The sequence below is a fragment of the Pandoraea pnomenusa genome, assembly GCF_040391475.1.
GTDB lineage: Bacteria > Pseudomonadota > Gammaproteobacteria > Burkholderiales > Burkholderiaceae > Pandoraea > Pandoraea pnomenusa_C.
In genome coordinates, this window is record NZ_JBEBXS010000036.1 from 1 (window position 1) to 15,230 (window position 15,230).

Here is a 15,230-nt window from a genome sequence, read left to right on the forward strand (position 1 = left end):
GTGCTCGGTGCTCGGTGCTCGGTGCTCGGTGCTCGGTGCTCGGTGCTCGGTGCTCAGTGCTCAGTGCTCAGTGCTCAGTACCCAGTACCCAGTACTCAGTACCCAGTACCCAGTACTCAGTGCGCCTTGAACTCTGATACGCATTGTTCGGCACAAATCCCTCCGATTTCGGCATTTGATGCGTCGCAATGGGCTTCGCATTACTCGACATTGTCGGTATTGCGGATTCTCAGGCGCGAAATATCGCACAGGTCTTTCCATTCGTATGGACTCGGCACTACACAATGTCACTTGCGTATTGGCTTTCTGAAGTAGACAACGCGTTCGGTCTCTTCGAAGCCGAGCGCGACGTGTAAGGCTTGTATGCCGACGTTATCGATGGCCGTATCGGACGCAAATTCCTCGCATCCATGCGAAGCCCCCCAACGTTCGACACATTCGAACAGCGCCTTCGCCACACCTCTTCGACGCACCGCGGGCGTCACATAGATCCCTTCCAGGAACAGCACCGGCGACGTCTCGCAGCCGTTGACGTAATCATGTCGTATGGACGCTTCCGCAAATCCAACTGGCGTGTGCGTGTCGGAGAACACAATGAATGTCTCGTAACGCTCTGCGTCGGCGAGGATTTCAGCAATTTCGTGATCGTGCGCGCTGTCGGTGGCATCAGGCCAGAGCGCTCTGCGCAACTGGCGCCACGAAGCGAGATCAGCGGCCTCCGCCGGCCGGACGACGAATGAAGGCGAACTCATGAAATGGGCGAGGCAAGTCGATGATGTCAAAGCGCCAGCCTATATCATTCCGCGCAATAAAAAACGCGCTGCCCGAACGGACAGCGCGTTTTGATCTAAAGAATGGCCACTGAAGACCACGGAACTCCCCGATCCGCCAGAGCCAACACCGGGTCGCGGAGACAGCGCCCTGGGCAATGCACACCGACGCCTCGCGATGAGCGTTACGAGGCAGGTGCACCCACTTGAAACCAGTGCCCACCCTGCCTCGATGTTCAGCAAAGCATCTGCTCGTCCTGCTGAACAGCCGCACACCGCCGCCCGTCAGCCTTACGCCGCCACCGTTTCCGGAAACACCGGTTCACCGAGATTGAGCATCAAACGGTTCGCCCAGGCGAAGATCGCAATGGAGTGAATCAGATCGAGAATCTCGGCATCCGTCAGGCCGACGTCACGCAATGCCTGAAGTTGCTCCGGACGCACATCTCCGGGCTTCTCGGTCAGTGCAATGGAGAACTGCGCAATCGCCTTTTCGCGATCTGTCGTACCTGCCGTGCGCGGCTCATCGAACACTTCCCGAATCACGTCATTGCGCTTGGCCAACTGCTCGAAACGTTGCGCGTGCACCGACGCGCAGTACACGCAGCCGTTGATGCGCGAAACCACCGTCGTCGAAAGCTCGCGTTCAGCCCGCGGCATACCGCCCGGTGCGTACATGATGGCATTGAACGCCGCCGAACGTTGACGAAGGATCTCGGGTTGATGCACGAGGAAGAGGTAATAATCCGATGTCTTCGCCTTCGGATGGCTCTCCTCCAGTACCGCGATCTGCTCCGGTGTGGCGTTCTCCAGCGCGACCACGTCGAGCCACGCGTCCCAGTCGAGCGACTCGTTGGTAAATCCATGCGAACGGATGATGTCGCTCATGCTGCCGTCTCCTGCGGGGCGAGTTGTTTGAGGGCTTGCAGCCCGGCGACCAGACGCGTCTGATACGACAAAAACGCGATCAGTTGTGCCAGTGCGACCACGGCCGGCGTCGTCAGTCCGGCGGCCGGCAGCTTCGCCAGCGCGGCCTTGTCGCCTTCGACCGGGTTCTCGATCAAGGTGCGCGTGAACGTCAGGATCGCACGCACACGCGTGTCAGCCACGTCCTCGGGTTGCCCGGATTCCACGGCCTTCAACTGCGCAGCATCCACGTCATGCTTGCTCAACTCGGCGCGATAGTGCGCAACCAGCGACGGCGCAGGCGTAAGACGGCTCGCATACAACGCGACGAGCAGACGCTCCACCACGGAGATGCCCTCGAGTGCCGGATCGAACAGCCCGTCATAGCTGCCTTGCGTCGCGGCAGCCACCTTGTCGCGCACATGGCGCAACGTATGCGTGGCCGAACCGGGCGCCAGACCGGCGACGCGGTCGACGAGATCGTTGGCGATGTCGTATGAGGAATTGGCGGTCATGATTGTCCTTGTGATTGGGCGCGCTCGGCCACGGCCTGCGCGAGAAAGGCTTGCACGGCAGTCCACGAACGCTCGTCCGCCAGCGCATTGGCCTCGGGTTCGCCGCCACTGGTGCTGATTTTTCCCGATACCGGATGAGCGTAGACGAGCTGCGTGGTCGGCACGAACGGAAACACGATGGCGTGCCCCGCGTTGGCGAAGTCGAGATGCTTCGCCGGATACGGATGCGAATGCGCCGCCAGACGGTCTGTCACCATCCGCGAATAACGGCTCGATGGCCATGAGCCGTCGTCCTCCGCAGACAGCAGCATCACCGGCCCTCGAATCTTCTCGACGGGAATGCTGGCACGCGCGACAGCGTCCGGATCGTCGAGCGCCGTAAGCATCGCCTTCGTATGACGATGCGGTGGCGGTCCTTCGTCAAACGGTGCCCACGACGCCGTACGATTGTTCTCCCAGATGTGCGGCAAGGGCTTGCCGCCCAGCAACCAGGTCGGTCCTTCGCGGCCGGTCGCCGGATCGCACGCGTTTTGCGCGCTGTGAATCAACGCGCTGGGCACGTAGCCGATCACGGCGGAGACCGCCTCAGGGAACGTCGCACCGAGCAACAGCACCAGCTCGCCGCCACGCGATTGCCCGGAGAGTGCCACGAAGTCGTGGGCCGGACGCACCGTGCGGCGCAGCCACGCCATGCCCTTCGCAAAGTACTCGAGCGGTGTATTGGAGATGTAGTCGGGCAGCCCGGGACCTTTGAAGTAACCGAGCGCGAAGGCAGCATAGCCATGCGACGCATACAGCGCGGCACGCGGCTCGTTGATCCCGCCCCCGGAACCGTTGAGGATCATGACGGCAGGGTGCGGGCCGTCGCCGGGCGGCAGGTACAGCGTGCCGACGAGGCCGTCTTCGCGTACTTCGCGTCGCGTAACCCCTTCCGCCGCTAATCGCTGCGTGAACGAGACGGAAGCCGAGACGGAAGCCGAGACCGAAGCGGAAGCATCCCCTTTACCCGCCGCAGGATCCTGTCCCGCCTGTGCCACCACCGTGGTGACGAGCGGGGCGATGACAGGTTGCGGGAACACGTCGCGGCTCTTGCCGTCTTCCGGCACCTGCGACCATACGAGTCCCATCGCCGACACACCGCGATAGCTGCCGCTGACCGGCGCGTCGCGCGAGACGTCGACGATGCCGTCGGTGTCCGCCACGAAGGTGGCCTGCGCGTGCCAGACGACGCCACCCGCGCGCGCGGTGCGCGCGGTCAGCGTCACGTGAGCCCCGGGCGCCGCGCCGCGCACCACGAGGTGGCGCGGCACGTCGATCAGCGCGTCGGCCGGGGTGGCCGTGAGAATGAGCGATGACGTCATAGCGTGGTCGATCGGCTTACTTGGCCGCCTTGGTCACTTGCATCGCGACGGTGCGATCGCTCGTGAACGGCGTGACCTTCAGGCCCTTACGCGCGGCCCAGATGTTCTGGTAGTGGTACATCGGAATCACGCCGACGTCGTCCGACACGACCTTGACCGACTGACGCAGGATCGTCTCGCGCTTGCCTTCGTCGAACTCGGCGGTCGAGGCGTCGAGCGCCTTGTCCACGGCCGGGTTGCTGTAGTGACCCCAGTTCGATGCGCCGAGCCCCTTCTTGGCATCGACGGTCGCCAGCACGTTCACGAGCGCATAGCTCGCTTCACCCGTGCCGTTACCCCAGGCGAGCATCGACATGGCGTACTCGTTCTTGTTCGCGCGGCCCGAATACACGGCCCAGGGCACCACTTCGACCTGCGTCTTCACGCCAATGCGGGTCCAGAACTGTGCCACGGCCTGCGCCGTTTCCGGGCCCTGCGGGTAACGATCGTTCGGCACGTGCATGGTCAGCTTGAAGCCATCGGGGAAGCCGGCTTCCGCGAGCAGCTTCTTGGCCTGTGCGGCGTCGAACGGAATATCCTTCACGTCCGGGTTGTAGCCGAACGTCTCCTTCGGCATCCACTGGTTGGCCACGCTGGCCGTGCCTTGCATGATGCGCGTGACGATGGCGTCGCGATTGATCGCGAGCGACAGCGCACGACGCACACGCACGTCGAGCAGCGGGTTCTTCGCGAGCGGCTTGCCGGCGTTATCGGTGATGTACGGGTTCGACCCTTCGCGGAAGCTCGGTTGCAGCAGCATCACGCGCAGGCCGGGGTACGGATACACCGTGATGTTGGGCGACTTCTTCAGACGCGGAATATCCGAGGCCGAGACCTTGTCGATCACATCGACATCGCCGGCGAGCAGTGCTGCGGTACGCGCCGCGCCGTTGTTGATGTAGCGATAGTCGACCTTTTCCCACTCCGACTTGCCCGCCCAGTAGTTGTCGTTACGCACCATTTCCACACGGTCGCCCGGCGTATAGGAGACGTACTTGAACGGGCCGGTGCCGACCATGGCGCGTCCGGCGTTGTAGTCGTCGGTGTTCGACTTCTCGCCCACATGCTTGCTTACGATGTGCACCGACGCCAGGTTCAGCGGCAGGTCCGGGTTCGGAATCTTCGTCTTCACGACGAGCGTGAGCGGGTCCGGTGCGCTCATCGTGTCGATGGTGCGCAGGTAACCGGCGAACGTGGCCACGCTGCCCGGCACGTTGCGTGCACGCGTGTACGAGTAGATGACGTCGGCGGCCGTGAACGGCTGACCGTCATGCCACTTCACGTTCGGGCGCAGCTTGAATTCCCACGTCTTGGCGTCGATGGCCTTCCACGACACCGCGAGGCCCGGTTGAAGCTTGTTCCACTTGTTCTCGACGAGCAGGTCCCAGAAGTGCAGATCTACCGAGCGGTCGCCCGCGTGGTTGTTCAGTTGCGGGTCGAGCGACGACAGCGGGTCGGCGAACGCAATGCGCAGCGTTTGGGAAGACTGGGCCGAAGCGGCAGCGCTCGTCACGAGCAGTGCGGCAGCCAGCGAGGACAACAAGAAACGTTTCATTATTGGCAATCCTGGTCGTTGGTGATGCGGTAAAGGGCACGCGGCGGTGTCTGTGCGCCGCCGCATGCGCCGGGTTTTCAGACGTCGTTCAGGTGACAGGCGCTCACGTGGTTGATGGCCACGCCGCGCAGCGTCGGCACCTCGGTGCGGCAACGCGGCATCGCATGCGGACACCGCGGATGGAAGTGACAGCCGCCGGGTGGCGCGATCGGGCTCGGGATCTCACCGCGAATCGCAGAGAACGTCTTGTGACGCACATCGATGCGCGGAATCTCGGCGAGCAGCGCCTGCGTGTACGGGTGATTCGGGCGGCGGAAAACTTCCTCGACGGGCGCACTCTCGACAACGCGTCCGAGGTACATGATCACCACGCGGTCCGACAGATGCTCGACCACGCCGAGGTCATGGCTGATGAACACATAGGTGAGCTTCAACTGCTCGCGCAGGTCCATGAACAGATTGAGAATCTGCGCCTGGATCGAGACGTCGAGCGCGGCCACGGCTTCGTCGCACACCAGCAGGTCCGGATTCACGGCCAACGCGCGCGCAATGCCGATGCGTTGACGCTGGCCGCCGCTGAACTGGTGCGGATAGCGGTGGCGCAGCGCCGGATCGAGTCCGGCACGTTGCAGCTGCGCACTCACGTAATCGTCGAAGCCGGCGCGATCCGTCAGACCGTGCACGAGCGCGCCTTCGCCGACGATGCGATCCACGCGCAGTCGCGGGTTCAGGCTCGCGTACGGGTCCTGAAAGATCATCTGGATCTTCAGGCGAGCGTCGCGCTGTTCCTGCGCGGAGAGCGATTCGGCGGGACGACCGTGGATCTGCACTTCACCCGATGTCGGCTTGAGCAGGCCCGCGAGCATGCGTCCGAGCGTGGACTTGCCGCAACCCGATTCGCCGACCAGCCCCACGACCTCGCCCGGTTTGACGATGAGATCGACGTTATCCACCGCACGCACGACAGCGGGCGGATGCGCAAGACCGGCGCGTTCCAGCAGGCGACCGGCCGCGCCGACGTGACGCTCGCCGAAGCGCTTGCTCACGCCACGCAATGACACGATCGGGGCGGGTAGCGTGGCACTCGGGCCGGGCGACTTGCCGTAGCTGACGGGGGCCGTCTGACTTTGCGGCAGCGGCGTATTCATACCATCTCCTTTTGCAGCGCGGCGCCCGGGTGGAAGCAACGCACGAGGCGACCCGGCGACGTTTGCGTCATTTCCGGACGCTCCGCACAGGCCGCGCTCGCATACGCGCATCGCGAGGCGAACGCGCATCCGGCCGGCATGGCGAGCAGGTTCGGCGTCATGCCGGGAATCTGCCGCAGGCGCTGGCCGCGCTTGTTCAGACTGGGCAGGCTGCCGATGAGACCTGCGGTGTAAGGATGTTGCGGGGCGTCGAGGACCGCGTCGACGGCACCTTGCTCGACGATCCGGCCGGCGTACATCACGGCCAGCGTGTCGGCGAGCCCGGCCACCACCGAGAGGTCGTGCGTGATCCAGATGAGCGCGGTGCCGTGCTGGCGCGCGAGCTTCTGCACTTCCGAGAGGATCTGTGCCTGAATCGTGACGTCGAGCGCAGTCGTCGGCTCGTCGGCGATGATCAGATCGGGACGGTGCAACATGGCGATGGCGATCGCCACGCGCTGACGCATGCCGCCCGAGAGTTGATGCGGATAGGCGCGCAGCCGTTCGTCGGGACTCGGAATGCCCATCATGCCGAGCGTGTCGCGCGCGAGCTCGCGTGCCTGCGCCTTCGACACGCGCTGATGCGCCCGCACGGCTTCGATCATCTGGGCGTCGACACGCAGCACCGGATTGAGCGTCATCATCGGATCCTGAAAGATCATCGCGATGCGATTGCCTTGCAGGTGGCGCAATTCGCCGGGCGACAGCTTGGTGAGGTCGCGGCCCTGAAACAGCACTTCACCGCCGACGATGCGGCCCGGTGCGTCGACCAGACCCATGATCGAGAAGCCGGTCACCGATTTTCCCGATCCGGACTCACCGACGAGGCCCATGATGTGGCCCGGCGGGAGCGAGAAAGACACATCGTCCACGGCCGGCAGCGTGCCTGCGCGCGTGACGAACTGTGTGCGCAAATGACGAACTTCGAGCGTGAGCGCAGACGTCGGAGAAGAGGAGGAAGTCACGGCGCCGCTCATTTCTGCAACCTTGGATTGAACACATCGCGCAGGCGATCGCCCACGAGATTGATGGCGACGACGGTGACGAGCAACGCGAGGCCGGGGTACAGGCTGATCCAGTATTCGCCGGAGAGCATCGTCTGGTAGCCGTTGGCGATGAGCAGGCCGAGCGACGGCTCCGTGATCGGCACGCCAAGCCCGAGGAATGACAGCGTGGCTTCGAGCGTGATGGCGCGCGCGACTTGCAGCGAGCCCACGACGATGAGCGGCGGCAGGCAGTTCGGCAAGATGTGGCCAAGCACGATGCGCCAGTTCGGCAGCGCCTGGCAGCGTGCGGCTTCCACGTATTCTCGACGCGACTCGACGAGCGCCTGCCCCCGCGCCGTGCGCGCGAAGTATGCCCATTCGAGGACCACGAGGGTGAGCACCACGTTGCCGATACCTTTGCCCACGTAGGCGAGGATCATCAGCGCCACGAGGATCGACGGGAACGACAGCAGCAGGTCGACCAGACGCATGATGAAGGCGTCGACGCGTCCGCCGGCGTAGGCGGCGACCAGACCGAGAATCGTGCCGAGAATGCCCGCGATGAGCGCCGAACCAACGCCGACGCCCAGACTGATACGCAGCCCGTAGATGATGCCGGAGAGCAAGTCGCGGCCTTGGCCGTCGGTGCCTAGCCAGTAGGTGTAGGTGCCCGCGCCGTTAGCCGTGACGGGGGGCAGGCGCGCGTCCATTACGTCGAGTTGCGCCAGATCGTAGGGATTCTGCGGCGTGATCCACGGCGCGGCGAGCGCGGCCACGATCAGCACCACGAGCATGACCAGACCGAGCACGGCGCTCTTCGAGCGAAGGAACTCACGCAGTCCCTGTTGCCAGGGCGATTCGCGACGCATCGGTACCGGCTCGGGCGTGAGCACTGGCGCCGGGTTCGCGTTGGGAGACGGGTTGAGCGACATCAGGCGGCGGCCTCCACGCGCACACGCGGATCGAGCCATTTGTAGAGCACGTCCACGATCAGGTTGAGCGACACGAACAGGCACACCACGACGATGAGATACGCCACGATCACGGGGCGGTCGAGCGAGTTGATGCTGTCGAGAATGAGCTTGCCGGCACCCGGCCACGCGAACACGCTTTCCGTCACGACGGCAAACGCGATCGTCGAGCCGAACTCCAGGCCGATGACGGTCACCAGCGGGATCAACGTGTTACGCAACACGTGCACCAGCACCACGCGCAACGGCGAGAGCCCCTTGGCGCGGGCGAATTTCACGAAGTCTTGCGGCAGCACTTCCGTCACCCCGGCGCGCGTGAGGCGCAACACCAGCGAGATTTTGAAGAGCGACAGGTTGAGCGCTGGGAGAATCAGATGCCGCAGGCCGTCGGCAGTGAGAAACGACCATTCCACGCCGAGTACGCTTACGGTCTCGCCACGGCCGCTCGCGGGCAACCAGCCCAGATGCACCGAGAAGAACATGATGAGCATCAGGCCGACCCAGAATGTGGGCAGCGAGAAGCCGACGATGCTGCCTGTCATCAGCAGCTTCGAGATCGGGTTGCGCGGATAGAGACCGGCGAACAGCCCCAGCGGAATGCCGATGCACACGGCCAGGATCAGCGCTGCGAACGCGAGCTCCAGTGTGGCGGGCAGGCGTTGCAGAATCAACTGGATGGCCGGCACGTTGTACACGAAGCTGTTGCCGAGTTCGCCGTGCAGTGCACCGCCGAGGAACGACAGGTACTGGCGCCACAGCGGCTGATCGAGTCCCAACTGCGCGATGATGCGCGCGCGATCGATCTGATCGACGTCCTGACCGATCAGGATATCGACCGGATTGCCGATCGCATGCAGGCCGACGAACACGATCAGCGTCATGACCCACACCACGAACACCGCCTGCAGCAGGCGGCGCAGAATCCACGCTGTCATGCGATGCGCTCCTCGCCCTTGGGGGCGGTGGCCGCGTCCAGCGCGGGCGGTGGCGGTGCCGGCGTCCACTCGTCGCCGTAGACTTCCGGCTCGGCGTAGGCTTCCATGTTGGCGTAGTGATGCGCGACGTCTTCGCGGTAGAAGGTGCCCGCGAGTCCTTGCGCAAGACGCTTCGCGCCTTCGCTCACGGCCGGAATGTCACCCGAGACGGCGCCGTGCGAGAGCGTGGCCGGCGCGCAGAAGCAGTGGATGCGCTCGAGACCGGGGCAGGCGCCCGGCACTTTCTCGAGGAATTCGAAGGTCGGCCCGAGATCCGGCGAATCGGAGAGTTCGACGTCTTCGTCGCCCGCCGCCGGGGTGTAGCGATCGCTCCACTTGCGCACGAACTTCGCGAACGCGGCAAATTCCGGTCGTCCGTCGATGTCGATGCGAAAGCCCGTGGCGAACACGAGGAAGTCGAGCACGAACGTGCCCTTGGCAGTGCGCACATGCAGTACGTCGCCAACCGGCGTGACATCGAGAATCGGTGCGCCGAGGTTGAAGCGCGCGTTCTCGTGTCGCGACACGCGCAACGTGCTGCCGCGCGGCGGCGGCACTTGCTGTGCGTTGACGTAGTGACGGATGCGCCACTTCCAGTCGTCCGGCAGATTCAGGTGCCCGTGCGTGAGGCCGGGGTTGCCCGCCCCTTTGCCCTTGTTGATGCGCGGGATGTCGGCGCGGCGAATCAGCATGTCGACGCTGGCCGCACCGGCTTCGAGCGCGGTGGCGGCGCTGTCCATTGCCGACGCGCCCGCACCGATCACGCCAACGCGTTTGCCGCGCAGCGTGGCGTAGTCCATCACGTCCGACGAGTGCGCCCAGAAGCGTCGCGGCAAGTCGCGTGCGAAGCCCGGCACGGTGGCGCCGCCCAGGCCGTCGCGACCGGTAGCGAGCACCACATGGCGCGCATGGACGGTTTGCTCGCCGTCGGGCGACGTCACCGAGAGCGCCACGAGACCGTCGTCGCCACGCGGGGCGACCGCGGTGATGCGATGGTCGTTACGCACATCGATGGCGAGCACGTCGCGATACCAGCGCAGGTAATCCATCCATTGCAGACGCGGAATCTTGTCGAGGGCATCCCAGGCGTCAAGGCCGAACTGGGCCTCGAACCACGCCCGGAACGTCAGCGAAGGCAGGCCGAGCGCGGGGCCGGTCAGTTGCTTGGGCGAGCGCAGGGTTTCCATGCGGGCGGTGGTCGCCCATGGACCTTCGAAGCCACGTGGCGATTGATCGAAGATCACCGCGCCCACGCCGAGATGCGTGAGCGAGGCGGCGGCCGCGAGTCCGGCCATGCCGCCGCCGATGATGGCGACATCGAGCACGGGCTGGCTGTTGAAGGTGCGCTCGGGCACCCAGCGCTTGGCGGGCAGTTCGAGCCAGGCGAGGTCCTGACGCAGACGCGCTTCGAGCGCGGGCAGGCCGGTGGCGAGTGTCGGGGACTGGGTCATGACGACAGGGCTTCCTTGGGAGCGGGCAGGTCGCCGTACAGCGACTGCAAGACTTGAGCGTGTTCGGTGGCGGCGTGCTGTACGAAATCGGGCAGCAGGTCGCGGGCGGCGGCTGCCAGCGCGTCGACGAAGGCGAGGGCGGCGGGTGAGGGCTCGCGGGCGTCGCGCGTGATGACGCCGAAGAAGAACGGGATGTCCGCGTCGATGGGACGCACGGCGACATCCGCGAGCGGCAGGCCGTAGGCCGTCACCGGTTCGAGCACGGCGACACCGAGACCGGCGCGCACGGCCGTCATCGCATTGATCGACGCGTTCGTTTCGACGAGCCCCGCCGGCGTCACCCCAGCCTGCGCGAAGGCCTGATCGAGACGGCGGCGCAGGCGATACGGGTTCTGCATGGTGATGATGCGGCGTCCCGCGCATTCGGCGAGCGGCAGACGTTCATGTCGTGCCAGCGGGTCGTCGCTGCGCACGGCGGCCACGCAGGCCGATTCGCCGATCCAGTGCACGACGATGCCGCGATGTTCGAGCGGCAGGCTCGTCACGCCGATGTCGGCCGCACCGGTCAGCACCGCGTGCACGACTTGCTCGGGGGAGGTACTGCGCATCTGGATCTGCGCGGTGTCGTGTGCGAGCCCCGGCAGCGAGAGCGCGGCCGGCACGAGGCCGGCGGCGAGGGCCGAGGTGGCGGCGATATGCAATGGGCGTGTCTGGCCGCGCGCGATCTCGTCGGCCCGGGCGCGAATCTGCTGCAGACCGGCAAGCACGTGTTCGACGTCTTCGAACAGCAGGAAACCTTGCTCGGTCGGCGTGACACGCGGACCGCTACGGGTGAACAGGGCGTAGCCGATTTCGGCCTCCAGCTCCTGAATCATCCGCGTGATGGCAGGTTGCGAGCGCCCGAGCAGACGCCCGGCAGCGGTGATGCTGCCGGTCGACATGACTGCCGCAAAGGCTTCGAGTTGGCGTAATTCCATCTGGCTCGGTGTGGGGACGAACGCAAGGCGCGTACCCCACGCGCGCTGCGTCCGCGAATCGACGACGCCACGGTCATCGATCTCGCAATACCTGTTGTATTCGGATTGCGTATTCTTTGACCTGAAGCATGCGTCTTGCAAATACTTAATATTTATATGCTCATTCCGTGGCGTGCAAAGGAGGGTTTTGCCTAGGTGACGCGGGGGAGAAATCAATCGGGGGTGTGCATGAGCCGTCTCACGAGGTGAGACGATCGGCGTGCGCGAACCGCGCCGGGAACGGCGCGGCGGCAACATCGGTGGCGGTGAGGACGGTGAGAAAAACGAAGCGGCCGATGGCCGCTTGCGAGGTCAGTGCGCGTCGAACGGCAGTCGCAACTGCGACGGATCTTCGGGACGCGGTTGGCGGCGGCGCAACAAGGCCACGCTGCGCTGCGGCTTCACGACAGCTTCCGGTGGCTCGACCGGACTCAGACGGAATGCCGGGCGGTGCAAGGTCAGCACGACGAGTGGCGCGTACGCGCGCCGGGTGGGTGGCGCGGTGTCGCCGGCGGGCTGTGCGTCGATGCGCTCGGTGGCGTCTGCGGTGTCCGCGGTGTCGACAGACCCCTCGTCGCCCGCCGGTGCCGACGCCGCGAGACGCCGTCCGAGCAAGCGGTAGATGTCGGGATCGAACCCGGTCACTGCCGGCATGCGCTCGACCAGGGCATCGAGGGCGTCGGTCGACGTCACGCTGCCCAGATACTGCCAGCGGTCGATGACGTGGTATTCGATATCGTCGGCATGTTTGCCGGGGCCGTGCTCTTCGATGGCGATGGGGCCCTCGTACGGCCAGGTTTCCAGTTGCAGCGTCGCGAGCGCGTCGCGAACGCGTTCGGTATGCGCGGCGAGCGGGGTGGCGCCCACACAGACACCATCGCATCGTTTGACCTGATAACCGAAGCATGGCCGTCCAGCCGCGACTTTCTCCAATCCGAGTTGCGCGCAGCACAGACGATGCTCGTCGGCGAGTGCGCGCAGCGCCGTCTCGGCGCGTGTGCGCGACGAGAACGTGCCGTACAACGCCTCGGCGCCGGAGAAGTCGACCGTCTTCGCGCTCACGAGTTGCGGCGTATCGCTTTGCGGTGTGAGTTGCCAGCTATAGAGGTTCGATGCGCGACGAAGCATGCGGTTGTGCACCGGTTGCAGTTGCTTGACCAACTGCGACTCCAGCAGCAGCGCCCCAAGTTCGCCGACGGTACGGCGGGCTTCGACGCGGCGGATTTCCTGCGAGATGCGCAGGTCCTTGGCCACCTGATGATCGCTGGAGAAGTGAGAGCGCACGCGTGCCCGGATATCGACGCTCTTGCCGACGTAGAGCAGCGTGTCGCCTTCGCCGTAGAACAGATAGACGCCCGGGCTGTCCGGCAAGGCGTCGATCGCTTCGTCAGGCAACTGCGGCGGCTGGCTCGACCGTTTGGTGACGCGTTGCACTGCCTGCGCGATCAGGTCGGGCGCATAGATGGTGTGTAGCTTTTGCCAGAACTGCCAGAGCAAATCGGCGTCGGCCAGCGCGCGGTGACGGCCTTGCGGCGTGAGGCCGAAGCGCGCGATGAGCGCGTCGAGGCCGTGGCGAGCCGCCGAGGGAAACAGCAGACGCGACAGACGCACGGTACACAGAACGTCCGCCTGAAACGAGATGCCCGCACGTTTGAACTCGTTCTTGAGAAATCCGTAATCGAAGCGGGCATTGTGGGCGACGAACAACTTGCCATGCAGACGTTCGGCCAATCCCTGCGCGAGCGTGCCGAACGACGGCTGGCCTCGCACCATGTCATTGGTGATGCCCGTGAGTTGCTGAATGAACGGAGGAATCGGCGTTGCGGGGTCGAGCAGCGTACTCCATTGCTCGACGCCATGCGGGCCCACCTCGACCACGCCGATTTCGGTGACGCGGTCATCGAGCGCATTGCCGCCGGTCGTCTCCAGATCGACGAAGACCATCGGCGCGGGCAGCGAGCGCGCGAGCATGTCCGGATCCATCAGATCCATCGGGTCTATCGGGTCCATCGCTTCGGAAGTGACGACGGCAGGTGCGTCGTCGAGCGCGACATCTGGCCCGTCTCGATCCTCGATCAGCCTCGTCGGCATTCCACGGCGTTCCACGGCGCTCAGGCTCGGGCGGCGCTCATGCCGCGCACGATGGGCCGGCGGCACGCAATGCGCCCGCCAACACCGACGATCCCGCCGGCAGCACCGCCGCGTCTTCGCCGGAGGCGTCGTCGCCCGCAAATGCGGCGACGATGGCTCGGAATACGGCAGGTGCCGGGGCGTCCGGCCATTGCAGGTCGACGGCCGCCTCGAGCGGCGGCAGGTCGCCATGACGCCGCAACGCTTCGTCGCCGGGCAGACGCAGCAGTCGTGCGAGCACCCACGGCTCATGCCGCGCGTGCAGGCCGAGGTCGGCCTCCGCCTCGTCGGCGATGGCCACGAGCGTGCGCCAATCCAGCCGCGCCCCGGTGTGTGCGGAGGCCGCGTCGTCCGTCGTGTGATGCGCCGGGATGGCGTCCGATTCCTGCAAACGTTGTTGTGCGTAGCGTGCGGCGATTTCGCGCACGACCCCCGCAAGGTCACGCTCGGCGGCGCTCAGCGCCAATTGATCCCAGTCGATGATTTCCATAAGACATTCCTCGATTGGGGGATATGATACTGTATAAAATCACAGTGCGCTTGCCACGCTGATGCTTCGGATGCCTGAGGGCGCTACCCCTCGCCGTCGCCCGCCGCGCGTGTAATACTCTGCGCCATTCCTATCGCGCAGGAGCCTGCTCCCGATGTTGACCCTGTACACCTTTGGCCCGGCGTTCGGGCTGCCCGATGCCAGTCCGTTCGTCGTCAAGGCGGAGATGCTGCTCAAACTCGCGGGCCTGTCGTACAAGACCGATCGCGGAGGCTTCCGGCGCGCGCCCAAGGGCAAGCTGCCCTATATCGACGACGATGGCGAGATCGTGGCGGACTCCACGCTGATCCGTCTGCACATCGAGCGCAAATACGGCTTCGATTTCGACGCCGGCCTCACGCCCGAGCAGCGCGGTGCGGCGTGGATGTTCGAGAAGGCGCTGGAAGATCACTTCTATTGGCATGTCGTGCAGGCGCGCTGGTGTGACGACGAGAATTTCGCGAAAGGGCCGGCCGCATTCTTCAAGGGCGTGCCGTGGCCGGTTCGTCCGGTCGTTCAGTCCATCATCCGTCGCAAGATCCGTGGCACGCTTCACGGGCAGGGCACCGGCCGCTTCACGCCGCCAGAGCAGGCGCAATTGCTCCGACGCGGCACGCAGGCCGCCGCGCAACTTCTCGGCGACAAACCGTACTTTTTCGGAGACGCGCCGTGCGGTGCCGATGCCACGGCGTTCGGGTTCATTTCGGGCGCAGCGTCGCCGCACTTCGACATGACCCTGCGCGACGAGATCGAGCAGCATCCGAATCTGATGGAGTATCTGGTTCGCATGCGCCGCCAGTTCTTCGTCGACGGCGGCGACGGCGTTCACGCCTGAGGGCC

The 15,230-nt window shown here is 65.1% G+C and carries 14 protein-coding genes; 1 reads left to right on the forward strand and 13 read right to left on the reverse strand.

What is annotated here, in order from left to right:
* Positions 1-287 precede the first annotated feature (287 nt).
* From aac(6') to ABWO90_RS23620, 13 genes are all read right to left on the reverse strand, one after another.
* Positions 288-752 carry an aminoglycoside 6'-N-acetyltransferase gene (aac(6'), locus tag ABWO90_RS23560; RefSeq protein ID WP_353193636.1) on the reverse strand — a complete coding sequence of 155 codons (465 nt, stop codon included), beginning with the start codon at positions 750-752 and terminating at the stop codon, positions 288-290.
* Positions 753-1,061: 309 nt separating this feature from the next.
* Complete coding sequence (locus ABWO90_RS23565; protein ID WP_353193637.1) at positions 1,062-1,658, reverse strand: peroxidase-related enzyme; 597 nt, start codon at positions 1,656-1,658, stop codon at positions 1,062-1,064.
* The gene (locus ABWO90_RS23570) at positions 1,655-2,191 is read right to left on the reverse strand and encodes a CMD domain-containing protein (protein ID WP_353193638.1); all 537 of its coding nucleotides are present in this window, start codon (positions 2,189-2,191) and stop codon (positions 1,655-1,657) included. Before ABWO90_RS23570 ends, ABWO90_RS23565 begins: the two co-directional genes overlap by 4 nt.
* On the reverse strand, positions 2,188-3,552 hold the full coding sequence (locus tag ABWO90_RS23575; protein WP_353193639.1) for an acyl-CoA thioester hydrolase/BAAT C-terminal domain-containing protein: 1,365 nt from the start codon (positions 3,550-3,552) through the stop codon (positions 2,188-2,190). Before ABWO90_RS23575 ends, ABWO90_RS23570 begins: the two co-directional genes overlap by 4 nt.
* Positions 3,553-3,568: 16 nt before the next feature.
* Positions 3,569-5,146: an ABC transporter substrate-binding protein gene (locus tag ABWO90_RS23580; protein ID WP_353193640.1), complete on the reverse strand. Its 1,578-nt coding sequence runs from the start codon at positions 5,144-5,146 to the stop codon at positions 3,569-3,571.
* Positions 5,147-5,223: 77 nt separating this feature from the next.
* Positions 5,224-6,294, reverse strand: a complete 1,071-nt coding sequence (locus tag ABWO90_RS23585; RefSeq protein WP_353193641.1) for an ABC transporter ATP-binding protein — start codon at positions 6,292-6,294, stop codon at positions 5,224-5,226.
* Positions 6,291-7,298, reverse strand: a complete 1,008-nt coding sequence (locus tag ABWO90_RS23590; RefSeq protein ID WP_353193642.1) for an ABC transporter ATP-binding protein — start codon at positions 7,296-7,298, stop codon at positions 6,291-6,293. Before ABWO90_RS23590 ends, ABWO90_RS23585 begins: the two co-directional genes overlap by 4 nt.
* Before the next feature lie 8 nt (positions 7,299-7,306).
* The gene (locus ABWO90_RS23595; protein WP_502922690.1) at positions 7,307-8,251 is read right to left on the reverse strand and encodes an ABC transporter permease; all 945 of its coding nucleotides are present in this window, start codon (positions 8,249-8,251) and stop codon (positions 7,307-7,309) included.
* Positions 8,251-9,225: an ABC transporter permease gene (locus tag ABWO90_RS23600; RefSeq protein ID WP_353193643.1), complete on the reverse strand. Its 975-nt coding sequence runs from the start codon at positions 9,223-9,225 to the stop codon at positions 8,251-8,253. The genes ABWO90_RS23595 and ABWO90_RS23600 overlap by 1 nt, the downstream gene beginning before the upstream one ends.
* Complete coding sequence (locus ABWO90_RS23605) at positions 9,222-10,715, reverse strand: NAD(P)-binding domain-containing protein (protein ID WP_353193644.1); 1,494 nt, start codon at positions 10,713-10,715, stop codon at positions 9,222-9,224. Before ABWO90_RS23605 ends, ABWO90_RS23600 begins: the two co-directional genes overlap by 4 nt.
* Positions 10,712-11,692 carry a LysR family transcriptional regulator gene (locus tag ABWO90_RS23610; RefSeq protein ID WP_353193645.1) on the reverse strand — a complete coding sequence of 327 codons (981 nt, stop codon included), beginning with the start codon at positions 11,690-11,692 and terminating at the stop codon, positions 10,712-10,714. The genes ABWO90_RS23605 and ABWO90_RS23610 overlap by 4 nt, the downstream gene beginning before the upstream one ends.
* Before the next feature lie 351 nt (positions 11,693-12,043).
* Complete coding sequence (locus ABWO90_RS23615) at positions 12,044-13,822, reverse strand: exonuclease domain-containing protein (protein ID WP_353193646.1); 1,779 nt, start codon at positions 13,820-13,822, stop codon at positions 12,044-12,046.
* 37 nt (positions 13,823-13,859) lie between these two features.
* Entirely contained in the window at positions 13,860-14,351 is a 492-nt protein-coding gene (locus ABWO90_RS23620) for a DUF2471 family protein (protein WP_353193647.1), read from the reverse strand.
* A 154-nt stretch (positions 14,352-14,505) separates the two neighbouring features.
* Between ABWO90_RS23620 and ABWO90_RS23625 the strand changes: the two genes are divergently transcribed.
* Positions 14,506-15,225, forward strand: coding sequence for a glutathione S-transferase C-terminal domain-containing protein (locus tag ABWO90_RS23625; protein ID WP_353193648.1), 720 nt, complete (start codon positions 14,506-14,508; stop codon positions 15,223-15,225).
* The last annotated feature ends 5 nt before the right edge of the window (positions 15,226-15,230 follow it).

Excerpts from the sequence above, each read along its gene's own strand:
- ABWO90_RS23565 (WP_353193637.1), bottom strand. The coding sequence starts at position 1,658 with ATGAGCGACATCATCCGTTCGCATGGATTTACCAACGAGTCGCTCGAC.
- ABWO90_RS23570 (WP_353193638.1), bottom strand. The coding sequence starts at position 2,191 with ATGACCGCCAATTCCTCATACGACATCGCCAACGATCTCGTCGACCGC.
- ABWO90_RS23575 (WP_353193639.1), bottom strand. The coding sequence starts at position 3,552 with ATGACGTCATCGCTCATTCTCACGGCCACCCCGGCCGACGCGCTGATC.
- ABWO90_RS23580 (WP_353193640.1), bottom strand. The coding sequence starts at position 5,146 with ATGAAACGTTTCTTGTTGTCCTCGCTGGCTGCCGCACTGCTCGTGACG.
- ABWO90_RS23585 (WP_353193641.1), bottom strand. The coding sequence starts at position 6,294 with ATGAATACGCCGCTGCCGCAAAGTCAGACGGCCCCCGTCAGCTACGGC.
- ABWO90_RS23595 (WP_502922690.1), bottom strand. The coding sequence starts at position 8,251 with ATGTCGCTCAACCCGTCTCCCAACGCGAACCCGGCGCCAGTGCTCACG.
- ABWO90_RS23600 (WP_353193643.1), bottom strand. The coding sequence starts at position 9,225 with ATGACAGCGTGGATTCTGCGCCGCCTGCTGCAGGCGGTGTTCGTGGTG.
- ABWO90_RS23605 (WP_353193644.1), bottom strand. The coding sequence starts at position 10,715 with ATGACCCAGTCCCCGACACTCGCCACCGGCCTGCCCGCGCTCGAAGCG.
- ABWO90_RS23610 (WP_353193645.1), bottom strand. The coding sequence starts at position 11,692 with ATGGAATTACGCCAACTCGAAGCCTTTGCGGCAGTCATGTCGACCGGC.
- ABWO90_RS23615 (WP_353193646.1), bottom strand. The coding sequence starts at position 13,822 with ATGCCGACGAGGCTGATCGAGGATCGAGACGGGCCAGATGTCGCGCTC.
- ABWO90_RS23620 (WP_353193647.1), bottom strand. The coding sequence starts at position 14,351 with ATGGAAATCATCGACTGGGATCAATTGGCGCTGAGCGCCGCCGAGCGT.
- ABWO90_RS23625 (WP_353193648.1), top strand. The coding sequence starts at position 14,506 with ATGTTGACCCTGTACACCTTTGGCCCGGCGTTCGGGCTGCCCGATGCC.